Source organism: Mesorhizobium sp. P2_H9 (genome assembly GCF_056403215.1).
Map to the genome: position 1 here is coordinate 88,026 of NZ_JBFUFX010000015.1, position 23,781 is coordinate 111,806.

A 23,781-nucleotide genomic window follows, 5' to 3' on the forward strand; every position below is an offset into this window, starting at 1 on the left:
GCGGCCCTGCCTACATCGCGTCGTAGGCGGCTTTATTCAAGATGGTGACGCCAGGTCATCAGGTAGCTTTGCCTCACGCCATCCGGCGACGCAGAACCGTGGCAACCGTCAGGGCCAGGCAAATCGCCCCCAGCGTGATCGGCAACCCGCCGGCGCCGAGAATGTCCATGGCGCTGCCCGCCAGCGGCGGAACAGCCATGCCGCCGACGCCCCACATCAGCGAGAAGGCAGCGTTGCCGGCGACCAGTGTCGAACCGGTGAAGCGCTCGCCAAGCTCGATGATCGACATCGTATAGATGCCGTAGGAAACGGCGCCCCAGATGAAGACGCCTGTCCAGATCAGCGGCGTCTCGATCAGCAGCGGCAACAGCGCACATCCGAGCATCGTCAGCGACACGCAAATAAGGCGTACCAGGCGCGCGGATAATTTTTCGGCCAGCAGACCAAGCGGCACCTGCATGGCGATGTTGCCGGCGATCATCGCCGACAGCAGCGCCGACATGCGGGCCTCGGCGATGCCGTAATGCGCTCCATAGACCGGCAGCAGCGCCAGCACGCCCTGTTCGAAACCGGCGGCCACGACAACCGCGGATACCAGCAGCCAGGCCTTCGGTACGAAGCCCATCACCGAAACCCGGTGCCCGGCCTCGTCGACCTTCGGCAGTCGCCGCAACACCAGCGCCAGGCAGAAGCCGCAAAAGACGAAGGCGGCCATGCCCACCAGAAATGGCGGCCACCCTTCGGTGCCGACGGCAAGCAGGCAAAGCGGGCCGGCCGCGAACCCCGCTGAAATAACCGTCGAATACACCCCCATCACGCGACCGCGGCGCGCCGGCGGCGCCAGCGCGATCATCCAGATCTCACTCAGCACATAGAGAGGATTGGTCACCACGCCGATCAGGAAGCGCAGTGGAAACCACAGATAGAAATTTTGCGTCCAGCCGATCAGCGCCAGCACGATTGCCGAGAGCGCGGCACAGGTGAGCGCGGTGCGCCCTGCCCCGAACCGGCGCGCCAGTGCCGGGATCGACGGTGACGACAGGATGAAGCCGACGGGCGTCATCGCCGCCGACAGGCCGATCATCGCCGGCGAAACGCCCTGGCGCTGCAGGATGAAGCTCAACAGTGGAAAGCTCAGCCCTTGCGCGATGGCGAACACCGACACGGTCGCGATCACGCCGGTGATCGCCGCCCATTGCATGGTTTCGTCGCTGTTCGATTCCGCCAGAGCCATGATCCTTACCCACTATCGCGACTCAGGATTAACGTTCGGTTCCAGCGCGGTAAGTCCCCTGCCTGCCGAAACCGCTTGCTCCGGCCAACGGATGTCAGGAGGCGCGGCGCACGGACGAGCGGTAGAGCGCGAACGTCACCAGCAAAATGTCGAGACCGCCGATCACCACCGGCAAGCCCAGCGGGCCGATGAACTGCATCAGCGTGCCGGCGCCAGGCGGGCCGACGATGCCGCCGGCGCCCCACATCAGCGCGAAGGCGGCATTGCCGGCGACAAGTGCTGTTCCCTTGAACCGGGTGCCGAGCTCGACCAGCGCCATCGTGTAGACGCCATAGCCGACCGCGCCCATCACCAGAAGCACGAGCCAGATCGCCGGCGTCGTGATCAGCAGCGGCAGCAGAGCCGCGCAAACTGCCGTCGCCAGCGCGCAGAAGATGATCATCGCCCGCCCGCCGAAACGTTCCGCCAGCAGGCCGAGCGGAATTTGCAGGAAGATGTTGCCCAACGACAGCGCCATCACCAAAGCGGCCAGCACCCTTTCAGGCAAGCCATAGGCAGAGCCGAAGACCGGCATCAGGGCATAGGTGCCCTGCTGGACCGCCGCCGAAACCAGCACGGCAAACAGCAGCGCCGGCGCCAGCCTGGCAAAACCGAAAAAGCCGCCGGAAGACTGTCCGTCATCCTCGAAGCCGGCAAGGCTTGATGAAACGCTGCGCAGGATGGCGGCGCACAGTGTAAAGCCGCCGATGCCGACCAGGAAAGGTATCCAGCCCGCCGTGCCGACCGCGGTCAGCACCAAAGGTCCGGCCGCGTAGCCGGCGCCGAGCACGGTGTTGAACGCACCCATCACCCTGCCGCGGCGCGACGGCGGCGCCAGCGACAGCGCCCAGACTTCGCCAAGGATGTAGAGCGGGTTGATGACGACGCCGATGATGAAGCGGATGACGAACCAGGCCACCCAGTCCTGCAGATAGCCGATGCCAAGGAAGGACAGCGCGCCGATCAGTGAACAGCCGACGGCCAGCGTGCGGGCGCCGACCAGCCGCACGGCGGCGGGCACGAACGACGCCGAGAGGATCAACCCAAGCGGCATCATTGCCGCCGACAGGCCGATCAGCGCCGGCGACATGCCTTGCTTCTGCATCAGCAGGGTGAACAGCGGCGAACTCAACCCTTGCGCAGCGCCGAACATGGCCAGCGCCGCGGTGACGCCGGCAAGTGCCGCCCATTGCGTTGCCGCTTCGCCATCGCTCGAGCCGGTCGCGGCCATGCTGTCATCCGTGTGAGTTGCCGACCGTACGGCCAGCCGACCACCCAGCTACCGGTTCGATTCCGGGAAAGGAAGGGCCGGACAACGAAATCCGCTTGCGCCAAGCCGCTGGTGGTGCCGGTGCCGCGACGATCCCGCCGGCTGCCGTACCGGCATGTCGCTTCCCTCGCTCTAGTGGTCGCCGCCTCCGCAATGGCTGGACAGCCGGCGGTCCATATTGCAGCCGCACTGTCGCAGCGTACGAGGCCATCCATGACCGCCGCCCTTCATCCCGCCGAACCGGCATTGGCAACCGACCGTGCCCGTCGCGGCGGGCGCGCGGGCAAGCGCGCCGGCGGCTCGGCGGCGTTCGAGCAGCCAGCCTTCCGCCAGCTGAAAAACCCGCTGACGCCGACCAGGCTGGTCTCGGACGACGAACTGGAATCGATCCACCTTGCCTCGCTGCGCGTGCTCCGGGAAATCGGTGTCGACGTGCTGCATGACGAGGCCCGGCGCATCATGAAGGCGCACGGCGCCGACGTTCGCGACGGCAGCGAGCGGGTGCGCTTCGACAGCGACATGATCCTCGACCTTGTCTCGAACTGCCCGTCGGAATTCACCGTCCATGCCCGCAATCCGGCGCACAATGTGCGTTTCGGCGGCAACAATGTGATCATTTCGATGATGGCGTCGGCGCCCAACTGCTCCGACATCGATGGCGGCCGCCGGCCCGGCAACCAGCAGGATTACCGCAACTTCCTCAAGCTTGCGCAGATGCACAACATCCTGAACTGCACCGGCGGCTATCCGGTCGAGCCGACCGATATCCATCCGTCGGTCCGCCACCTCGAATGCATACGCGATCTCAGCGTGCTCACCGACAAGGTGTTCCACATCTATTCGCTCGGCAAGGAGCGCAATGTCGACGGCATCGAGATCGCCAGGATCGCGCGCGGCATCAGCCACGAGCAGATGCTGGAAGAGCCGTCGGTCTTCACCATCATCAACACCAATTCGCCGCTCAAGCTTGACGTGCCGATGATGGAAGGCATCATCCAGATGTCGAGCAAGGGCCAGGTCGTTGTCGTCACGCCGTTCACGCTGTCGGGCGCCATGGCGCCGGTCACCATCGCCGGCGCGCTGGTGCAGCAGAATGCCGAGGCGCTGTCCGGCATTGCCTTTGCCCAGATGGTGCGCAAGGGCGCGCCCGTCGGCTATGGCGGCTTTACCTCCAACGTCGACATGAAGTCCGGTTCACCAGCCTTCGGCACGCCGGAATATATGAAGGCGCAGCTGGTCGGCGGCCAACTCGCCCGCCGCTACAACATCCCCTACCGCACCTCCAACACCTGCGCCGCCAACACGGTCGACGCGCAGGCCGCCTATGAAAGCGTGTTCTCGCTGTGGGGCGCCATCCAGGGCGGCGGCAATCTGATGATGCATGCGGCCGGCTGGCTCGAAGGCGGCCTGCGCTGTTCCTATGAGAAGACCATCGTCGACATCGACCTGTTGCAGATGGTGGCCGAATTCCTGACCCCGCTCGACCTTTCCGAAGAGGCGCTCGGCTTCGATGCCATCCAGTCGGTCGGCCCCGGCGGCCATTTCTTCGGCACCCAGCACACGCAGGACCGCTACAAGACCGCCTTCTATTCGCCGATCATTTCCGACTGGCGCAATTTCGAGACCTGGGCGGAAGCCGGCTCGCCGACGGCGATCGAAAAGGCCAACCGTGTCTGGAAGGAACGGCTGGCATCCTATGAAGAGCCCTACATGGACCCGGCCATCCGCGAAGAGCTCAACGCCTTCGTCGCCAAGCGCCGCTCCGAAGGCGGCGCACCGACCGATTTTTGACCAACGCGCAGCGACGGGTTTGACTCCGGCGCTGCTCGCCGCTGACCAAAACATCTGATTCAGTTTACGCAAAAACGGACTTATCTTCATGAAATCTCACGCAAAAGCGGTTGTCATCGGCGGCGGCGTCGTCGGCTGCTCGGTGCTCTATCACCTGGCCAAGGCCGGCTGGACCGATATCATGCTGATCGAGCGCTCGGAGCTGACCTCCGGCTCGTCCTGGCACGCGGCCGGCGGCTTCCACACGCTGAATGGCGATCCCAACGTCGCCAAGCTGCAGGCCTACACGGTGCAGCTCTACAAGGAGATCGAGGAGCTTTCCGGCCAGTCCTGCTCGCTGCACCTGACCGGCGGCGTGATGATGGCAGACACGCCCGAGCGCATGGACTTCCTGCGCCTTGCCCACGCCAAGGGCCGCTATCTCGGTATGGACACCGAGTTGATCACGCCGTCCGAGGCCAAGGCGATGTTCCCGCTGATGGACGAGACGAATTTCGTCGGCGCCATGTGGGATCCGGTCGAGGGCCATCTCGACCCTTCGGGCACCACCATCGCCTATTCGAAGGCGGCGAAAAAGCTCGGCGCCGAGATCGTGCTGCGCAACCGCGTCGTCGAGCTGACGCAGGAGGTCGACGGCACCTGGAACGTCGTCACCGAGCAAGGCACGGTGAAGGCCGAGCACGTCGTCAACTGCGGCGGCCTGTGGGCGCGCGAAATCGGCCGCATGGTCGGCGTCGAGCTGCCGGTGCTGGCCATGGAGCATATGTATCTTTTGACCGAGCCGATGCCGGAGGTGGAGGAATTCAACAAGTCGACCGGCCGCGAGATGATCGGCGTGCTCGACTTCAAGGGCGAGATCTACACCCGCCAGGAGCGCAACGGTATCCTGCTCGGCACCTATGAAAAGGCCTGCAAGCCGTGGTCGCCGGTCAACACGCCCTGGGATTTCGGCCATGAACTGCTGCAGCCCGACATCGACCGTATCGCGCCGTCGCTGGAAGTCGGCTTCAAGCACTTCCCCGGCATCGAGAAAGCCGGCATCAAGCAGATCATCAACGGCCCCTTCACCTTCGCGCTGGACGGCAACCCGCTGGTCGGCCCGGTGCAGGGCCTGACCAATTTCTGGTGCGCCTGCGCCGTCATGGCCGGCTTCAGCCAGGGCGGCGGTGTCGGTCTGGCGCTGTCGAACTGGATGGTCAATGGCGATCCCGGTTTTGATGTTTGGGGCATGGATGTCGCCCGTTTCGGCGAATGGGCCGGCCTGCGCTACACCAACGCCAAGGTGCGCGAAAACTACTCGCGCCGTTTCTCGATCCGTTTCCCCAACGAGGAACTGCCGGCCGCACGCCCGGCGCAGACGACGCCGCTCTACGACACCATGCTCGCCAACAACGCCGTCATGGGCGACTCGTGGGGGCTTGAGACGCCGCTCTGGTTCGCGCCGAAGGGCAAGGAACCCAAGGACATCGTCTCCTTCCACCGCTCCAACGATTTTGGGCCGATCGGCGAGGAAGTGCGCGCCACCCGTGAAAAGGTCGGTGTCACCGAGATCGCCAACTTCGCCAAATATGAAGTGTCCGGCCAGGGATCGGAGGATTTCCTCAACCGTCTGATGACCAACCGCATGCCGAAGACCGGCCGCATCGTGCTGACCCCGATGCTCAATGAGTACGGCCGCCTGATCGGCGACTTCACCATCGCCAAGGCCGGCGAAGACCGCTTCATGATCTGGGGCTCGTCGGCCGCACAGAAATATCACATGCGCTGGTTCGAGAAGCACCTGCCGAAGGACGGTAGCGTGCGCATCCACCGCTTCGACCAGACGCTGGTCGGCCTGTCGATCGCCGGACCGAAATCCCGCGACCTGCTTCAGAAGCTGGTCGACGTCGACATCTCGACCAAGGCTTTTCGTTTCATGGATTTCCGCGAGATGGCGGTCGGCGGCGCGCCTTGCCTGGTCAACCGCATCACCTACACCGGCGATCTCGGCTACGAGATCTGGATGGCGCCCGCGTACCAACGGTTGGTCTACAAGGCAATCAAGGAAGCCGGCGAGGAATTCGGCCTCGTCGATTTCGGCATGCGCGCTCTGCTGTCGATGCGCCTGGAAAAGAACTTTCCGACCTGGTTCCGCGAACTGCGGCCGATCTACGGGCCGTTCGAAGGGGCGATGGATCGCTTCATCAAGCTGGAAAAGAACGATTTCATCGGCCGCGAAGCCGCCGCCAAGGAACAGGCGGAAGGGCCAAAACTGCGCCGCGTCTCCTTCATCGTCGATGCCGCGGACGCCGACGTGATGGGCGACGAGCCGATCTGGGCCAAGGTCAGCAAGGATTACGGCACGGTTGAAAAGCCGCATGGCTATGGCGCGCCGCGCTTCGACACGTCAGGCAAGGAAATACGCGGCTCCAAGGCTGCTCAAGGCGCATCCGCCGTGCGCGGCATCGTCGACGGCGACTGGCGTGTGGTCGGCTGGGTGACCTCGGGCGGCTATGCGCACTATGTGCAAAAGTCGATGGCGCAAGGCTATGTGCCAGCAGCGCTGGCTGAGAACGAGACCGCCGGCCTGTTCGAGATCGAAATCCTCGGTCACCGGCGCCCGGCCCGCATCAATGTCGAGCCGCCCTTTGATCCGAGCGGCGACAAGATGCGGACTTAAGGGTCATGCACAGCGAGGCGCCAAAGGGAAGCTTCGGCCGCCATCGCAAGATCATGCCGTTTGTATCAGGCTCGATCGAGGCCTTGCGCGAGAACTCCCGCCAGAAGGCCGCCTCGCTGAACCAGCATGTGCTGGGCTATGGCGCGCAAGCGGAAGCTGAATGGGCCGCGGCAGGCATTGCCGCTCCCGATCTGCCGGCGATGCGAAAGTACCGGCTGGAGCGCATCCGCGCCGAGCTGAAACGGCGTGGCTATGCCGGCGCCCTGCTCTACGACCCTGTCAACATCCGCTACGCCACCGACAGCACCAACATGCAGCTATGGGTGGCGCACAACCCGACGCGGCATTGTTTCGTCGCCACCGAAGGGCCGGTGGTGCTGTTCGACTATTTCTCCTGTGAGCACCTGTCCGATCATTCCGGCGTCGTCGACGAGGTACGGCCGGCGGTGTCGTGGATGTATCTCTATGGCGGTGAGCTTACGGAGCAAAAAGTCCGCCGCTGGGCCGGCGGCATCGCCGATCTGGTAAAAGAACATGGCGGCGGCAACAGCCGCATCGCCGTCGATCACATCAATCCCGAAGGCGTCGAGGAATTGGCTCGGCTTGGTATCAGCATCGGCAATGGCGAAGCGGTGATGGAGAATGCCCGGCTGATCAAATCGCCCGACGAAATCCTCGCCATGCGCCGGTCGATCGTCGCTTGCGAAGCGGCGATGGGCGAGATGGAGCAGGCCTTGAAGCCTGGCATTTCCGAGAATGAACTGTGGGCCGAGCTGCATCGCGGCAACATCGCGCGCGGCGGCGAGTGGATCGAGACGCGTCTGCTCACGTCAGGTCCGCGCACCAATCCCTGGTTCCAGGAATGCTCCGCGCGGAAAATCGAGGCCGGCGATCTCGTCGCTTTCGACACCGACCTGATTGGCCCCTACGGTTTTTGCGCCGATCTGTCGCGCACCTGGCTTTGCGGCGGCAAAAACCCGTCGAACGAACAGCGCGATCTGTTCCGCATCGCCGCCGACCAGATCGCCCAAAACACCGCTCTGATGCAGCCGGGCATTTCATTCCGCGACCTTGTCGAACGCTCCGCGGTGCCGCCGGGCGATTGCTTCCCGACGCGTTACGGCGTGCTCTATCACGGCGTCGGACTGGCCGACGAATACCCGACCCTGCCGCATGCCAGCGACTGGACAGCCGATACGCCCGATGGGGTACTCGAACCGGGCATGGTGCTGTGCGTGGAAAGCTATATTGGCAGGCTTGGCGGACGCGAGGGTGTCAAGATCGAGGAGCAGATCCTGATCACCGAGACCGGCAACGAGCAGCTCTCAACCTACCCGCTGGATGCGAGGCTGCTCGGCTAATCCAGCAAGCACTTCACGCATTGCACGGACCGTCTTTTCCAGCGTCCTTGCGGCAGTAATGAACGGCAGGCCCTTGCGCCGCCCGGTCCAGCCGACGACCATCACCTTCTGCGCGGCAGGCTCAAAACGCTGGGCCAGCGCCCAGCTCTCGCAGTCGATGGCCGCAACATCCGACCTGCCCTCGGCAATGGCGACGATGGAGCCGCGGTGTCCGCCGCTCGCACTGCGTGATGCAAAGATATCCAGACTTTCGCCCATCGTTTCCAGATCGCGCTTCAGTCCGAGGAAGCCCGACATTGAACCGGTGTCGTTGAAGGTGAAACGCTTGCCCCGCAGGAGGTCGAGCGGGATCAGCGGACTGCCGTCATCCGGCGACGCAACAGATGGCCCGCCATCAGCGCGCATCACCAGCGCGCTCGAATAGAGTTCGCCCTGCCCGCCTTCGTAGGCGTCATAGCTCGGCTGGCCAATCACCTGGACGTGCCTGGACAGGCCAAGTTCCATCGGCCCCCAGCAGGTTTGCGCAAACAACAGCGCCGGATGCAGCCAAAGCTTGTGATAGTCGAGTTCGTCCGGCGGCAGGGTCACCGGATCGGGCGCGATCAATGCTCCTGCAGCATCATGAATACCGCCTGGCACCGGCGGCAGGTCGCCATTGACGCGAGCCAGGCTTTCCGGCGCGTCGATGCCCTTTTGCCGAAAGGCCTCGCGCAATCGTGCCCATTGCGCATCGACCTCGCCGCGCACTTCGGGCCAGTCATACATAGGCAACGCCGCAACCAATTCACTCATGCCGACACTCAATCATCATGTCTCAGGAAAGGATCGCAAAAACGCGGCATCCAATCAGAATTGGCCGACACGGAATCCGGATGCCCCGGAATTATTCCTTGGGCGGCTCGGCCGGAACCGGCGCGCTGCCAAGCCCGCTGATGCTGCGCGCCCTGACGCGCGGCTTGAACGCCCTGCCCGGCTCTGGCGCGCGCCGCAGCACCGGATGGACGATCGGCTCCTTCGCCTTGAAGGCGTAAGCCCTAATCAGCGCGAAATAGTTCGGATAGGCATAGCCATTGTTCATCCGCAGCCATTCGTCACGGCGGTCGCGAAACAGCTTTGGCAGCCGGTACCAGGCCACCGTCGGGCTCTTGTGGTGGACGAAGTGCAGATTGTTGTTGAGGAACAGGAAGGACAGCGGCGAGCGCTCGACGATCACCGTGCGTCCCTCAGGATGTTCCGACCATTGATGCTCGGCAAAGGTGCGGATCGAGATCAGCGACTGGCCGAGCCACACCGGCACCAGAATGTAGAGCCACAGCGGAATGCCGAAGCCGAACTGGACGACCGGCAGCACTATGGCGAGGCCGATGGCGTGCAGCAGCCAGGCCTTGCGGATCGCCTTGTCGCCCGCAGCCATCTGCTTGGCGTCGTCGATGAAGAAGCCGACGCAGGACAGCCACGGGCCGAGCACGAAGCGGCCGGCCATGGTGTTGTTGATCTTCAGCAGGAATTTCATCAGCGGCGGCAAATCATCATGCTGCCATAGCGCCCGGTAGTAGCTCTCGGGATCATCCAGTGGATCGGTCAGCCTTTCGTCGGCGTGGTGGCGCAGATGGATGGTCTTGAAGCGGCGGAACGGCCAGACCAGGCCGATCGGCAGGAAGACAAAAGCTTCGTTGAGCTGCGCGTTTCGCGTCGGATGACCGTGCAGCACTTCGTGCATGATGGAGGATTGCAGCGCGGCGGTGACGGCCAGGATGGCAAGCGCCAAAAGCGGATAGGAGGGCCAGATCAAAAAGCCGGTGACGAGCCATAGTCCGTAACAGAAGAAAGCGAGAACCACGGTCGGCCATTCGATGGCCGGTGCGCCGCTTCGTCTCTTACCCATGCTTGTCATGCGATCGACCACTGCCTTTCAGTCGCCGGAACCATTTTTGATTCCTGACAGTATTGTGTCAGGAGCCTTGGGTTGCTGCAACGCGACAAAGCGCACAAACTGTTGCGATTGCGCATTTTAAGCCGCATATGTTATCTATTGTGAACAACCTTAGGGATTCATTTACGCCTGAGGCGCGGTCTCGGCAGCTTCGGCGCAAATTTTTCCTCCAGCCGCTGGAGCGAAGCACATGGACAAGCGCGACCTGTCGACGATCTTTCGCGAGCGCCTGAAGATGCTCCTGACAAGGTCGGACCTGAACCAGTCGGCCTTCGCGGCCGCCGTCGGCATCGACCGTTCTGCACTGTCGCAACTTCTGTCCGGCGCCTCGACGCGCCTGCCGCGCGCCGAAACGCTGCTCAACATCGCCGCCGAGTTCAAGGTGTCGCTCGACTGGCTGCTCGGACTGAGCCAGGACGAAGGCGTCACCGGCGAGATCCGCGAGAGCCTGGAGATCGAGGAAGCCACCGGCGGCTTCGACCGCACTTTGCTGGCCAGATGGCATTCGGAAGCCGCCGGCACAAAAATCCGCTACGTGCCGGCCGGCATTCCCGATCTTTTGCGCACCGAGGCGCTGGTCGAGTACGAAGCCGGCATCACCAACAAGAGCCGCGAGGCGCAGGCCGGCGAAACGCAATACCGCATCGACTACAACCGGCGGCCGGAAACCGACATGGAAGTCTGCATGCCGCGCCACACGCTGGAGATTTTTGCGCGCGGGCTGGGCGTGTGGGATCGTTTCCCGGAAGCCGACCGCCACCAGCAGCTTCTGCACATGGCGACGCTGCTCGACGACCTCTATCCCACCTTCCGCCTGTTTCTCTATGACGGGCGCATGCGCTATTCGATCCCCTACACCATTTTTGGGCCCTATCGCGCCGCGATCTATGTCGGCGACATGTATCTGGTGCTGAACGCGACCCAGCCGATCCAGACGCTGACCCGCCATTTCGACAATCTGATCCGCGCCGCCGACATCAATGCGCACGAGGCGGCCGGCTTCGCGCACAAGCTCGCCGAAATGCGATTTTGACCGTAGGTCACGCCCGCCGACATTGACTAGACATAAAGAGTTCTTTATATCCTTATCTCAATAGAGATGTCCGGAAGGCGTTTTCCACCATGACCAACCCGATTGACGCGCTGCTTGCCGAAAAGGGCATTCTGCTGGCCGATGGCGCCACCGGCACCAATCTGTTCGCCATGGGCCTCGAAGCCGGCGAAGCGCCCGAGCTGCTGAACGAGACCGCACCCGACACCATCACCAACCTGCATCAGAATTTCGTCGACGCCGGCGCCGACATCATCCTGACCAATTCCTTCGGCGGCACCCGCCACCGGCTGAAGCTGCACCATGCGCAGGACCGCGTGCACGCGCTGAACAAGCGCGCCGCCGAGATCGCCCGCGCCGTTGCCGACAAGGCCGGCAGAAAAGTCATTGTCGCTGGCTCGGTCGGCCCGACCGGCGAATTGCTGGTGCCACTCGGCGCCATGACCTATGACGAGGCTGTCGACGCCTTTGCCGAGCAGATCGAGGGCCTGAAGGAAGGCGGCGCCGAAGTCGCCTGGATCGAAACCATGTCGGCGCCGGACGAAATCCGTGCCGCCGCCGAAGCCGCCATCCGCGTCGGCTTGCCCTACACCTATACCGGTTCTTTCGACACCGCCGGCCGCACCATGATGGGGCTGCTGCCCAGGGATATTCACGGCGTCGTCGATGGGCTTTCGCAGCGCCCGCTCGGTGTCGGCGCCAATTGCGGTGTCGGCGCCTCCGACATCCTTGCCTCGCTGCTTGACATGACCGAGGCGAAGCCGGAGGCGACGGTGATCGTCAAAGGCAATTGCGGCATTCCGGAATTCCGCGGCACCGAGATCCATTATTCCGGCACGCCCGAATTGATGGCCGACTATGTCAGGCTCGCCGTCGATGGCGGCGCAAAGATCATCGGCGGCTGCTGCGGCACCTCGTTCCAGCACCTTGCCGCCATGCGCAAGGCGCTCGACGCACACACCAGGGCGGATCGGCCGACTGTTGCGACGATCGTCGAGCGCATCGGCCCGATGCGCAACAAGGTGGCGACTGAAAACACTGCCGAGACCAGCGAAGCCCGCCGCGAGCGGCGTCGCAGCCGCGCCTGATCCTTCGGCTATTCGCTGTTTTCAGCGTAGCGGGACAGCGCAGTCTTGAAATCGGTGGCGGCGCTGTCGGCATCGCCACCCATCATCACCAGCGCACCCGATGTGCCGGGATCGGTGATCTGTTCCAACATGACGCGGAAGCGGTCGTTGTTCAGCGCCGACATCGCGGTTTTGCGAGCCGCGTTGACGTCGTCCGTGATGCGCCTGGATTCCGATGAAGGCGTCTGCGATGCCGTCGGGCTGGGTGCCTGCACGTCCCTAGCCGTCGGCGTCGGGTTCGTAATGTTCCTGATCAGCAATTCCGGCCCCCCTCAAGCCCAAACGTGACTTGTTAGATAGCAAGAGGAAATTGCGATCGCGTACCGGAAATGTCGCGCAATTTAACGATCTCGAAAAAAGGCCGGCAAGGTTTCCCTCGCCGGCCTGCCTCACCCGCCCATCGGCCGGTTTCTCGTGTCAGAACGATCCCATCTGAAAGAAACCGGCCGTCATCGCCACTACCGGTTACCGCCGAGCGCCGAGGCAAGGCGCACAAGCGAAAGGAACTCAGACCTGTACCCAAACGGGTCGGCTCCTCGGGCAGCAGTGGCAATCTCCATGATCTTGTCGTAACCGAACTTCGCGGTCGCATCCTCGTCGCGCAGCTTCTGGCCGAAGGCGGCGACAGCGATGGAGAAACGCTGGTCGGTGCTGGCCTGGTCGAAGGACTCGACCTCGTTGGCGGACGTGACCGGCGTGGTGATCAGCTTCGAGATGTCCTCGTTGGGCAGCTTGTAGCGGATCTTGACGAACGCATATTCGTCCGCATTGGCGACGCCGCCATTGTTCACCGTCGCCTGGCCATAGCGTAGCGGGTCGATCTGCTCGCCGCCACTGCCCTTGGGCGTGATCTCGTAGATCGCGGTGACCGAATGGCCGGAGCCAATATCACCGGCATCGACGCGGTCATTGTTGAAATCTTCGCGATTGAGCGCCCGGGTCTCATAGCCGATCAGGCGGTATTCCGAGACCTTGTCCGGGTTGAACTCGACCTGGATCTTCACGTCCTTGGCGATGGTGAACAGCGTCGACGACGCATCCTCGACCAGCACCTTTTCGGCCTCGGCGAGCGTATCGATGTAAGCGGCGGTGCCGTTGCCGTTCTGGGCGATGGTCTGCATCATCTGGTCGTTCAGATTGCCGCGGCCGAAACCGAACACCGACAGGAAGACGCCCGTCTTGCGCTCGCTCTCGATCAACCGCTTCAGGTCGTCGTCATCAGTCTGGCCGACATTGAAGTCGCCGTCGGTGGCCAGCATCACACGGTTGACGCCGTCCTTGACGAAGGATTGCTGGGCAAGCTTGTAGGCTTCCTTGATGCCCGCCTCGCCGGCCGTCGAACCGCCAGGCGTCAGATTGTCGATGGCGTTGAGGATCTTGTCCTTCTCGGTGACCTTGGTCGGCATCAGCACGGTGCCGGCCTCACCCGCATAGGTGACGATCGAGATGGTGTCGTCCGCCTTGAGCTTGCTGACCAGCAGCCGGAACGCCGACTTGAGCAGCGGCAGCTTGTCCGGCTCGTCCATCGAACCCGACACGTCGATCAGGAACACCAGATTGGCCTTGGGCTGCTCGACCGGCTTGACGTCGAAACCCTTGATGGCGACGTGCATCAGCTTGGTATGCGTGTTCCACGGCGTCGGCATGACGCTGACGGTCGAGTTGAACGGCGTCGAAGCGGAGTCCGGTCCCTTCCAGTCATAGGGGAAGTAATTGACCATCTCCTCGACGCGCACCGTATCGGCCTGCGGCAGGTAGCCCTGCTTCAGTGAGCTGCGCACGAACGAATAGGATGCCGTGTCGACGTCGATCGAGAAGGTCGAGACCGGATCCTCAAGTGCTGCATGCACCGGATTGGTCTTGAAATCCTCGACCCGATCGCGGTTTTCCTCTTGCGGCAGCAACTGGTCGGCCGGCGCGGTCGAAGGCTGCGGCGCCATCAGCTTGGACTCGGCCGTTGTGCCAACCCGCGCCGCGTCTGCCCTTGGCGCAGCTGCACCACCATCCAGCGCGAACTCGCCCGTCGGCTTGGGCGGAGGGGCAAGATTCATCGTCACCCGTCTGCCGCCAGCGGCATCCTGTTGGGGAGCGCCATTTGAAGCCGATTCCTGCTGGGCCAGGCCGCCGGCGACGGTCGACTCGGATTTCGGCGGCGAGGCTGGTTTCTCGAGCGCCACGCTGACGTCACGGCTTTCGGTGTCGGCGTCGGCCTTCTTCTGCTTGTCGCCCTCGGCAACAGGCACCGGCTTGACCGTCGCCGGCTTGTCGGCCAGCGTCTCGGTGATCTTCTCGTCCCCGGCGAATTTGGAAGGCTGCTCCTGCAGCATATGGAAGGTGGCGTATCCGGCGATCGGCAGGGCGACGAGCCCGGCAATGGCCGGCGTGGCGTAGAGTTTCTTTTGCATGATCTCGCTCCAGAGCTTTTGTGCTCGCTCTGTGAGACGAAGCCCGGCAGCCGATCCTTGGGCGGCGGGAGAAGTTTTTTCGTCCATGTCGTAGGCGCGCATGGCGGCCGTGAAGGCGCGGGCCTTCGCGTCGCTGTCGGGTGCCGGTATTGCTGCGTGGCGCAGCCTGTTGAGTTCGTTGTCGTCGACCATGGTCACACTTCCCCGGCTGAGAGCATGAGCACTTTCAGCCGTTTCTTCGCTTCATGGATGTGCCAGGAAACCGTCGTCTCCGAGATTGCCATCGCCTCTGCGGCGGCCGCGTGGCTCAAGCCTTCGCCATAGACCAGCAGCACCGCGTCGCGCTGCTTGTCCGGCAGCTTTCGCACCGCCGCCCACAGAGCCTCAGTGGGATCTTCGGGCTCGGTTGAGGCCTCCCCCGATATCATGCTGTAGGCGCCGTAGGCTTCGGTCTTGACGTTCTCGCGCGTGGTCTTGCGCATCATGTCGCGCGCCGCGTTCAGCGTCATGGTGTAGAGCCATGTCGTGAAGGCGCCGCTGCCATGATAGTCGCGGATCGCCCGGCCGAGCCGGACGCAGACTTCCTGAGCGATATCCTCGGCGTCGGCCTTCTTTCCGCACCAGCGATAGGCGGCGCGATAGACAAAGTTGTAGTGCCTTTCGAGCAATTTGCCGAAGGCACCCCTGTCTCCGCCCTTCGCCCGCCCGATCAGATCGGCGTCGGAGGCTTCGCTTTCATCCAGCATCATCGCCATCATTTGCCTGTTGGACGAAGGCTAATGGCCAATCCTTGGGGTTATGGAAAGATTTTTTTCGGATTGGCTCTTCCGAACCTCAGGCGTGTTGAGATTCGGGTCAGGCCGAGCCGAGGATGCTGGGTTCCGAGAACCGGAGCGGAGTGTACTTCAGTACGTGAGCATCAGAAGCGCAGGAGACCATGGCTCGCAGGCCGGCCTCACCCGAATATCAACACGCCTGCCCCGCGACCCAGCCCGACGACCACGCCCACTGAAAGTTATAACCGCCGAGCCAACCCGTGACATCGACCACTTCGCCGATGAAAAACAGGCCCGGCACCGATTTCGCCTGCATCGTCTTCTGGTCCAGCGCGTTCGTGTCAACGCCGCCAAGCGTCACCTCAGCGGTGCGGTAGCCCTCTGAACCGGCCGGTTTGATGCGCCAGTCGTTGACGGCGGCATCGACGGTCTTCATCTGCAGGTCCGTCAAATCGGCGAGATTGCCGTCGAGCCCGCTGCGTTCGGCGACCGCTTGCGCAAGACGCTTCGGCAGATGGCTTGCCAGAACCGTCTGCACCGCTTGCCTGCCATTGACGCGCTTTGCCGTGCGAAGCAGCTCGGCGACATCCACCCCGGGCAGCATGGCGATGCGGATCTCGTCACCTTCGCGCCAGTAGGACGATATCTGCAGGATGGAAGGCCCGCTTAAGCCGCGATGTGTGAACAGCATCGCCTCCGAAAACCGCGTCTTGCCGCAAGCGACTTCGGCGTCGACGGCATTGCCGGCCAGCGGCGCCAGCCGCTCGAGCGTCCTTGCGTCGAAAGTCAGCGGCACCAAAGCCGGGCGGGTTTCGGCCACGCCCACGCCGAACCGCGCCGCCAGTTCGTAACCGAAGCCAGACGCGCCCATTTTGGGGATCGACTTGCCGCCGCAAGCCACGACCAGCGACCGGCAGGCGACCGTGCCCGTGGAGAGCGCCAGGACAAAACCCTCATCGGCTTTGTCGACACCCCGGACCTCGGTCGACAGTACCAGTTCCACGCCCCGGCCCTGCATTTCCTGGACCAGCATGTCGATGATCAGGCGTGCCGAGCCATCGCAGAAAAGCTGTCCCAGCGTCTTCTCATGATAGGCGATGCCGTGCCGTTCGACGAGCCCAATGAAGTCGCGCTGCGTGTAGCGGCTGAGCGCCGAGATACAGAAATGCGGATTGCCCGAGAGAAAATTCTTCGGGCTCGTATGGATGTTGGTGAAATTGCACCGGCCACCGCCGGAGATGCGGATTTTTTCGCCGGGCTTTGCCGCGTGATCGAGCACCAGAACCGAACGGCCGCGCTTGCCGGCCTCGATGGCGCACATCATTCCGGCCGCGCCCGCGCCGATCACCACGACATCATAGGATTGCATCAGGCCAACGTTCCCGCTCGGCCGGCGCTATTCTGGCGGCCGCTCCAATGGTTCTGCCTCTAGCGCGTCAGGCAAGCAACCGGCAAGACCAACAGTCAGGCCAGCGTCTCGGCAAACAGCGTCGTCAATCGCTTCCAGTGGCGCTCGGCGCCGATGGCATTGAAGACGCTGTGGTCCGACACGCACCAGCCATGCGCCATGCCGGCATAGTTCTCGATGACGTGGTCGACTTCCGCCACGCGCAGCGCCTCGGCCAGTCGCGCCGACTGCTCCGGCGGAAAGCTGCGGTCGACACCGGCAACGCCGACATAGACCCGCGCCTTGATCGAGGTTGCCTTGCGGTGCGGGCTGTCGGCATTGTCGCCAGCCAGATTGCCGCCATGGAAGCTGGCCGCGGCGACGATGCGATCGGGATAGGTCGCGGCAGCATTCAACGCCCGCGCGCCGCCCATGCAATAGCCGACGACGCCGACCGGCCCGGTGACGCCTTCAGCAGCGAGCGCATCGAGAAAGGCGCCGCTGTCGTTGATGGTCATGTCCTGCGTCGTGCCCCTGACCAACGCCATCAGCGCCGCCTTCGTCTCCTCCACGACGAAAGCGGTCTTGGCATCGAACGGCCCATAAGGGGCGTTGCGGTAGAAAAGATCCGGCACCAGCACCGCATAGCTCTCAGCCGCAAGCCTTTCCGCCATCCGGTCGAGCGCCGGTCGTGGGCCAAAAGCGTCCATATAGAGAATGATGCCGGCCTTCGACGAGGAAGCGGTCGCCGAACGGAACAGCCCGGCTTTCGCTACGCCGTCCTCGGTCTTGATCTCAATGTCCTGCTTTGCCATCGCCCGCTCCGTTGACTGTTGGGCGATACATATCTGCAGGCATTGTCAGGGCAAGCCGTTCCCTGACAATTGCGTTCAACATTTTGTGCGGGCGTTCAACACCGCTCTAGAGGCCGGCAAAGCTAGCCATATGAAGGGCCTGAACCTCAGCGGGATAGCGATAGTCGGTGCCATACGGACAGGCGTTGCGGTCGAGGCAGCCGCCGCTGCGGCACGGTTCGCCATTCGCTCCCCGCACATGCGCCAAGCAAGCCTCATAGGCGAAACCATCCGCGGAATAGGCGTCGACCGGACAGGATTTCAGGCAAGGCTTTGCGATACATGCGTCGCAAAGGTGAATCACCTCGCGAGGTTCTGGAAGCGCGATCTCATCCTCGAACAGCAATGCGCCGCGATAGGCGTGCCAGAGCCCGTATTGCGGATGCATGAGAATGCCGAGCGGCGACGGTCTCAAACCCTCGGCCCGCATCGCCCATTGCTGGAACGGCAGATATGGCCTGTCGGACGGCGAAACGGCGCGCGCCCCGAATTTTTCCGCCACCGCACCGATCACTTCGCGTGACCACGTATCGAGCGGATTGGCGATGGCCTCTGGTTGGTTCTCCCGCCAGCGCAGGAAATGCGACCAAGGTGCCGCACCTGCCTGCCCGACCAGCACCACGGATTTCATGGGAGCGTCGGAGACGCCGGTTGGCAACGTTTCGCCCGCGGCGAAGTTGAAGCCACCGCGAAGGATAAGGCCGTGGGCGGAAAGCGCCGTCGCTATTTCCTCAACGGCGCGCAAACATCATCCCTTCTTGTCCGGGTCGGAGAAGGCGCTCCGCCAGACTTCCTTGTGGATGATGTTGGCGACTTTAGCCCCGCCTGACTCGGGCTCCTTTCAAGTGAAGGCGTCAGCCATCGACGCCTTCTTCGTCGCGATGTAGTCCTGCAGCCCGTCGTCGATGCCCGGATCGAGATAAGGCGCCTCATAGGTCTCCAGCCAGCGGCGGGCGAGCTCGTTGGCGCGCTGCGGCGCGGTCTTCTCGCCCTCGGCCAGCCACTGCTCGTAGGAATTGTTGTCGGCAATGTTGGAGCGGTAGAAGGCGGTCTGGAAATTGGCCTGGGTGTGATCGCAGCCGAGATAGTGGCTGCCGGGACCGACCTGGCGGATGGCATCCATCGCCTGGCCGTTTTCCGAGAGATCGACGCCTTCCGAGAACTTCTGGGTCATGCCGAGCTGGTCGATGTCCATCATGAACTTTTCGTAGCAGGAGGCGAGCCCGCCCTCGAGCCAGCCAGCCGAATGCAGCACGAAATTGGTGCCGGCCAGGATGGTCGAGTTCAGCGTGTTTGCGCTTTCATAGGCCGCCTGCGCATCCGGGATCTTCGAGGCGCAGAGCGAGCCGCCGGTGCGGAACGGCAGGCCAAGCCGGCGCGCAAGCTGTGCCGCGCCATAGGAGACCAGCGACGGTTCCGGCGTGCCGAAGGTCGGCGCGCCCGACTGCATCGAGATCGACGAGGCAAACGTGCCGAACAGCACCGGCGCGCCCGGCCGGATCAATTGCGTGAACGACGCACCGGCCAGCACTTCGGCCAGAACCTGCGTCAGCGTGCCGGCGACCGTCACCGGGCTCATCGCACCGGCGAGGATGAACGGGGTGACGATGCAGGCCTGGTTGTGACGCGAATAAACTTTCAGCGCCCCCAACATGGTTTCATCGAACACCATCGGCGAGTTGGCGTTGATCAGGCTGGTCAGCACCGTGTTGTTTTCGACAAAGTCGTCGCCGAACACGATCTTGGCCATGGCGACGGTGTCTTCGGCACGCTCCGGTGCGGTCACCGAGCCCATGAACGGCTTGTCCGAATATTTGATGTGGCTGTAGACCATGTCGAGGTGACGTTTGTTGACCGGCACGTCGACCGGCTCGCACACCGTGCCGCCCGAATGATGGATCGACGGCGCCATATAGGCGAGCTTCACGAAATTGCGGAAATCCTCGATCGTCGCATAGCGCCTGACGCCATCGAGGTCGCGCACGAAGGGTGGGCCGTAGACCGGCGCGAAGACCGTGGCGTTGCCGCCGATCTGCACCGAGCGCTCGGCGTTGCGGGCGTGCTGGGTGTAGATGGGCGGCGCCGTCTTCAGCAGCGAGCGGCAAAGGCCCTTTGGAAAGTGCACACGCTCGCCCTTGACGTCGGCGCCGGCCTCTTTCCAAAGCTGCAGTGCCTCGGCGTCGTCGCGAAAGATGATGCCGATCTCTTCGAGCACCGTGTCGGTGTTCTTCTCGATCAGCGCCAGGCCTTCCTCGTTCAGCACCTCATAGACGTTGATCTTGCGCTTGATGTAGGTGAGCTGGGTGCCGGGACCGCCGCCCGAACGCGCCGCGCGCCTTGCAGCAGCGCCGCCGCTGGCGGCGCGTCCGCGCCGTGCGTTTGACGCTTCCTGATCGACTGGCGCGTTCTCACTCATGATCGTTCTTCCCTGAAACTTTGAAAACCGTTGTGGCCGCGTCTCGCGGCATCTGGCCGGATCGTAGCCATGCACCCTATTCGAAACGGCCCGCCAGCGCCAACGCCTGTCGCAAAATCGACAAGAAAACCAATAGATTTCCAGTCGCTTTCCTTTTGCGGGAAGTCGCAAATCAGCTATGGCTCGATGCCCGTAGCGGGTTAGGTATTGAAATGATATTTGAGGCCTCGCAATTGCATCCGCGTGGCAGGGAGCTGAATTAAAAATGGCCGACGACGAGATCATCCTTTCCGAGCTTTCCGACGACGAGTTGGTGCAGCAGATGCACGACGACCTCTATGACGGGTTGAAGGAAGAGATCGAGGAAGGCACCAACATCCTGCTCGAGCGCGGCTGGGTGCCTTACAAGGTGCTGACCGAGGCACTGGTCGAAGGCATGCGCATCGTCGGCGAGGATTTTCGCGACGGCATCCTGTTCGTTCCTGAAGTGCTGCTCTCCGCCAACGCGATGAAGGCCGGCATGTTCATCCTGCGCCCGCTGCTCGCCGCCACCGGCGCGCCGAAGCAGGGCAAGATGGTGATCGGCACCGTCAAGGGCGATATCCACGACATCGGCAAGAACCTCGTCGGCATGATGATGGAAGGCGCCGGCTTCGACGTCATCGACCTCGGCATCAACAATGCGGTCGAGAAATACCTCGACGCCATCGAAAAGCACCAGCCCGACATCATCGGCATGTCGGCGCTGCTGACCACGACCATGCCCTACATGAAGGTCGTCATCGACACGATGAAGGAAAAGGGCATTCGCGACGACTATGTCGTGCTGGTTGGCGGCGCGCCGCTAAACGAGGAATTCGGCAAGGCCGTCGGCGCCGATGCCTATTGCCGCGACGCGGCCGTGGCGGTCGAGACCGCCAAGGACTTCATGAAGCGCAAGCACAACGTCCGCGCTTCAGCCTGATCTCTACGCGAGGCGTTTGGCCAACAATCAAAGCCGCGCCTTGCAGCGCGGCTTTTTTGTTCCCAGATGTTGGAAACAGATCGCGGCGGTCAGGGTTTGGTGACGGTATCCTCAACGGCTTTGGCCGTCGATTTGACATCCCTGCCGACGCCGCGCACCGTATTGGCGCAGGCCGACAGCGCCAGGGCGCAAGCAAGAATGGCAATCGGCACAGTGGTTGACAGTTTCATGAACGGTTTATCCCTCTCTCGATAGATTCGCCCCACAGCAACGGAGGCCGGCTCGACAGGTTCCATGGTCAAGGTGCAAAAACCCAAACCGAATCAAACCGACAGGCTGCTTGTCATCGCCTGCGGGATGATTGCGCGCGAGGTTTTGGCCGTCAAGGAACAGCTGGGGCTCGATCACCTCGAATTGACCTGCCTGCCGGCGGAGTTCCATTTCTATCCCGATCGCATTGCGCCGGCCATGGACAAGGCGATCGAGAAGGCCAAGGCCGAAGGCTACAGCAACATCTTCGTCGGCTATGGCGATTGCGGCACCGGCGGCCTGCTCGACCGCGTGCTGGAGAAACATGGCGTCGAGCGGATGGCCGGGCCGCACTGCTTTGCCTTCTACCAGGGCATGGATGCCTATGCGAAGGTCGCCGACGACGACATGATGTCGTTCTACATGACCGACTTCCTGTGCCGGCAGTTCGACGCCTTCTTCATGAAGCCGCTCGGCCTCGACAAGCACCCGGAGCTGATCAAGGACTATTTCGGGAATTATGAGCGCCTGGTCTACATCGCCCAGACCGACGACCCGGAACTCGACAAGGTCGCCGAGAAAGCCGCCAAAATGCTCGGCCTCGCCTATGAGCGCCGCTCGACCGGCTATGGCGATCTGACTGCAGAGCTGGCGCAAGCCGGCGCCCACGCCTGAAGCAATTCTTCAGCCACAATGCCGTCAAGCCTGGATGACACGCCGCCGCGATCGGGTAAGTTGTGTCCCCAGACGCACAGCCAGGCTGCTCTCAGCCAAGAAACCGGGAACGCACCGATGATCATCCGCCCCTTGCTTGCCGCTCTCGGCCTTCTCTGCTTCGCCCTGTCCGCTTACGCCGATGGCGAGGTGCAGAAATTGATCACGCCCGCCGACAAGGTGCGACTCGACAAATATGGCGAGACGCGCAAGGCAGCGCTTGCCGAAGCCAAGGCCGGCGACCCCGCCGACGTCAAGCAGCTCGACGCCTTGCTGGCAAAGCCTTTCGTCGCCTTTTCCGACAAGGACCTGACCGGCAACTGGAAGTGCCGCACCATCAAGGCCGGCGGCCTAGGCCCGCTCGTCATCTATGGCTGGTTCAAGTGCAAGGTGACCGACGATGGCTCCGGCTGGCGGCTGGAAAAGGTGAGCGGTTCGCAGCGCACCAAGGGCCGCTTCTTCGACGATGGTGAAAAACGCGCCATCTATCTCGGCTCACTCTCGGTCAACGACGATCCGGCAAAGCCCTATGGCAGCGGCCCGCAAAGCGACCAGGTCGGCTACGCCTTCCGCAACAGCGCCAGCGAATGGCGCATCGAATTCCCGGCGCCCTACTACGAATCGAAGCTCGACATCATGGAATTCAAGCGCTGAGCTGCGCCTCCTTGACCGGCACGCCGATCACCAAGGATTAACCCGGACGGCCTAGCATCCCGAGCTCTGGCCGGCATCGGCTGCATATTCCCGGGCGGCGGTTGCGAACCATGGAACCCCAAAACTCAAATCCACGGCCGATCGTCGTCGTCACCGAAGGCGGCCCGCATATCTGGGCCATCGTCAACGCCATCGCCGACACGCTCGGCCCTGTCAGCGTCATCCTCGAAAGCCCTGAATCCAAAAAGCAATTGCTGCTCGGCCGCGCCCGTCGCCAGGGCTGGATTTCCGCGGTCGGACAGCTCGGCACGATGGTGCTGACGCGGCTCGGCAAACGGTTTTTTGCCGGCCATGCGACACGGTTGATTGCCCAACACAAGCTGCAGACCGAACCGGAGCCGGGACAGACGATCATCCGTGTCCCCTCAGCCAACGCTCCCGAGTGTTTGCAGGCGATCGCGGAAATCCAGCCGGGCGTCGTGCTGCTCGCCGGCTGCCGCCTGCTGTCGAAGCAGACGCTGGCAAAAATGCCGTGCCCGGTGCTCAACTACCACGCCGGCGTCGCCCCGAAATACCGCGGCATGAATGGCGGCTATTGGGCGCTGGCCTCGGGCGACGCGCAAAACTTCGGCACCACCGTGCATATGGTCGATGCCGGCGTCGACACCGGCGGCGTGCTGCGGCAGGCGCGCGGCAAAGCCGAGCCTGGCGACACCATTTCAAGCTATGCGCTGCGGCAGGCGGCGTTCTCGCGCGAGGTCTGCGTCGACGCGGTCCGCGATGCGCTGGCGGGAAAACTTGCCATCTCGGATCCCGGCCTGCCCTCCAAGCAATGGTATCATCCGACGATCTGGTTCTATCTCTGGACCGGCGTCAAAAGCGGCGTCTGGTAGGCCG

Annotated in this window: 21 protein-coding genes; 9 read left to right on the forward strand and 12 right to left on the reverse strand. The window is 63.1% G+C overall.

Annotated features, from left to right (window positions below; genetic code table 11):
• Window positions 1–73 precede the first annotated feature (73 nt).
• Both AC1DXN_RS25625 and AC1DXN_RS25630 read right to left on the reverse strand, forming a co-directional pair.
• A complete protein-coding gene (locus AC1DXN_RS25625) occupies window positions 74–1,234 on the reverse strand; it encodes an MFS transporter (protein ID WP_477276843.1) in 1,161 nt (386 codons plus the stop codon).
• Window positions 1,235–1,328: 94 nt separating this feature from the next.
• Window positions 1,329–2,504, reverse strand: coding sequence for an MFS transporter (locus AC1DXN_RS25630; protein ID WP_477276845.1), 1,176 nt, complete (start codon window positions 2,502–2,504; stop codon window positions 1,329–1,331).
• Window positions 2,505–2,756: 252 nt separating this feature from the next.
• Here AC1DXN_RS25630 and AC1DXN_RS25635 point away from each other — a divergent pair, with 252 nt between their 5' ends.
• The 3 genes from AC1DXN_RS25635 (at window position 2,757) to AC1DXN_RS25645 (ending at window position 8,354) form a co-directional block, all read left to right on the forward strand.
• Window positions 2,757–4,334: a trimethylamine methyltransferase family protein gene (locus tag AC1DXN_RS25635; RefSeq protein ID WP_477276847.1), complete on the forward strand. Its 1,578-nt coding sequence runs from the start codon at window positions 2,757–2,759 to the stop codon at window positions 4,332–4,334.
• An 88-nt stretch (window positions 4,335–4,422) separates the two neighbouring features.
• Window positions 4,423–6,993 (forward strand): GcvT family protein, encoded by a 2,571-nt coding sequence (locus AC1DXN_RS25640; RefSeq protein WP_477276849.1) that lies wholly within the window; start codon window positions 4,423–4,425, stop codon window positions 6,991–6,993.
• A 5-nt stretch (window positions 6,994–6,998) separates the two neighbouring features.
• Complete coding sequence (locus AC1DXN_RS25645) at window positions 6,999–8,354, forward strand: M24 family metallopeptidase (RefSeq protein WP_477276851.1); 1,356 nt, start codon at window positions 6,999–7,001, stop codon at window positions 8,352–8,354.
• On the opposite strand, the gene AC1DXN_RS25650 is transcribed toward AC1DXN_RS25645, so the two are convergent.
• Both AC1DXN_RS25650 and AC1DXN_RS25655 read right to left on the reverse strand, forming a co-directional pair.
• Window positions 8,319–9,146, reverse strand: coding sequence for a phosphate/phosphite/phosphonate ABC transporter substrate-binding protein (locus AC1DXN_RS25650; RefSeq protein ID WP_477276853.1), 828 nt, complete (start codon window positions 9,144–9,146; stop codon window positions 8,319–8,321). The two genes, AC1DXN_RS25645 and AC1DXN_RS25650, sit on opposite strands and share 36 nt — an antisense overlap.
• Window positions 9,147–9,237: 91 nt before the next feature.
• Window positions 9,238–10,248, reverse strand: coding sequence for a fatty acid desaturase (locus tag AC1DXN_RS25655; protein WP_477276855.1), 1,011 nt, complete (start codon window positions 10,246–10,248; stop codon window positions 9,238–9,240).
• Between the two features lie 229 nt (window positions 10,249–10,477).
• Here AC1DXN_RS25655 and AC1DXN_RS25660 point away from each other — a divergent pair, with 229 nt between their 5' ends.
• Both AC1DXN_RS25660 and bmt read left to right on the forward strand, forming a co-directional pair.
• A complete protein-coding gene (locus AC1DXN_RS25660; RefSeq protein ID WP_477247795.1) occupies window positions 10,478–11,320 on the forward strand; it encodes a helix-turn-helix domain-containing protein in 843 nt (280 codons plus the stop codon).
• Window positions 11,321–11,409: 89 nt separating this feature from the next.
• Entirely contained in the window at window positions 11,410–12,426 is a 1,017-nt protein-coding gene (bmt, locus tag AC1DXN_RS25665) for a betaine--homocysteine S-methyltransferase (RefSeq protein WP_477276857.1), read from the forward strand.
• An 8-nt stretch (window positions 12,427–12,434) separates the two neighbouring features.
• Here bmt and AC1DXN_RS25670 read toward each other — a convergent pair whose 3' ends face one another.
• From AC1DXN_RS25670 to AC1DXN_RS25700, 7 genes are all read right to left on the reverse strand, one after another.
• Window positions 12,435–12,725: a hypothetical protein gene (locus tag AC1DXN_RS25670; RefSeq protein WP_477276859.1), complete on the reverse strand. Its 291-nt coding sequence runs from the start codon at window positions 12,723–12,725 to the stop codon at window positions 12,435–12,437.
• A 198-nt stretch (window positions 12,726–12,923) separates the two neighbouring features.
• Window positions 12,924–15,062: a vWA domain-containing protein gene (locus tag AC1DXN_RS25675; RefSeq protein WP_477276861.1), complete on the reverse strand. Its 2,139-nt coding sequence runs from the start codon at window positions 15,060–15,062 to the stop codon at window positions 12,924–12,926.
• A 2-nt stretch (window positions 15,063–15,064) separates the two neighbouring features.
• Window positions 15,065–15,625 carry an RNA polymerase sigma factor gene (locus tag AC1DXN_RS25680; RefSeq protein WP_477276863.1) on the reverse strand — a complete coding sequence of 187 codons (561 nt, stop codon included), beginning with the start codon at window positions 15,623–15,625 and terminating at the stop codon, window positions 15,065–15,067.
• A gap of 211 nt (window positions 15,626–15,836) precedes the next feature.
• The gene (locus AC1DXN_RS25685; RefSeq protein ID WP_477276865.1) at window positions 15,837–17,015 is read right to left on the reverse strand and encodes a BaiN/RdsA family NAD(P)/FAD-dependent oxidoreductase; all 1,179 of its coding nucleotides are present in this window, start codon (window positions 17,013–17,015) and stop codon (window positions 15,837–15,839) included.
• Window positions 17,016–17,110: 95 nt separating this feature from the next.
• Window positions 17,111–17,848 carry a dienelactone hydrolase family protein gene (locus tag AC1DXN_RS25690; protein WP_477276867.1) on the reverse strand — a complete coding sequence of 246 codons (738 nt, stop codon included), beginning with the start codon at window positions 17,846–17,848 and terminating at the stop codon, window positions 17,111–17,113.
• Window positions 17,849–17,954: 106 nt separating this feature from the next.
• A complete protein-coding gene (locus AC1DXN_RS25695; protein ID WP_477276869.1) occupies window positions 17,955–18,518 on the reverse strand; it encodes a hypothetical protein in 564 nt (187 codons plus the stop codon).
• Window positions 18,519–18,728: 210 nt separating this feature from the next.
• Window positions 18,729–20,303: a trimethylamine methyltransferase family protein gene (locus AC1DXN_RS25700; protein WP_477276871.1), complete on the reverse strand. Its 1,575-nt coding sequence runs from the start codon at window positions 20,301–20,303 to the stop codon at window positions 18,729–18,731.
• Window positions 20,304–20,568: 265 nt separating this feature from the next.
• Here AC1DXN_RS25700 and AC1DXN_RS25705 point away from each other — a divergent pair, with 265 nt between their 5' ends.
• Window positions 20,569–21,267: a corrinoid protein gene (locus tag AC1DXN_RS25705; RefSeq protein ID WP_006335533.1), complete on the forward strand. Its 699-nt coding sequence runs from the start codon at window positions 20,569–20,571 to the stop codon at window positions 21,265–21,267.
• Window positions 21,268–21,356: 89 nt separating this feature from the next.
• Here AC1DXN_RS25705 and AC1DXN_RS25710 read toward each other — a convergent pair whose 3' ends face one another.
• Window positions 21,357–21,497, reverse strand: coding sequence for an EncA/B family entericidin (locus AC1DXN_RS25710; RefSeq protein ID WP_477276873.1), 141 nt, complete (start codon window positions 21,495–21,497; stop codon window positions 21,357–21,359).
• A 64-nt stretch (window positions 21,498–21,561) separates the two neighbouring features.
• Between AC1DXN_RS25710 and AC1DXN_RS25715 the strand changes: the two genes are divergently transcribed.
• The 3 genes from AC1DXN_RS25715 (at window position 21,562) to AC1DXN_RS25725 (ending at window position 23,777) form a co-directional block, all read left to right on the forward strand.
• Window positions 21,562–22,191 (forward strand): DUF1638 domain-containing protein, encoded by a 630-nt coding sequence (locus AC1DXN_RS25715; RefSeq protein ID WP_477276875.1) that lies wholly within the window; start codon window positions 21,562–21,564, stop codon window positions 22,189–22,191.
• Between the two features lie 117 nt (window positions 22,192–22,308).
• Window positions 22,309–22,884, forward strand: a complete 576-nt coding sequence (locus AC1DXN_RS25720) for a DUF4893 domain-containing protein (RefSeq protein WP_477276877.1) — start codon at window positions 22,309–22,311, stop codon at window positions 22,882–22,884.
• A 110-nt stretch (window positions 22,885–22,994) separates the two neighbouring features.
• Window positions 22,995–23,777: a formyl transferase gene (locus tag AC1DXN_RS25725; protein ID WP_477276879.1), complete on the forward strand. Its 783-nt coding sequence runs from the start codon at window positions 22,995–22,997 to the stop codon at window positions 23,775–23,777.
• Window positions 23,778–23,781 lie beyond the last annotated feature (4 nt).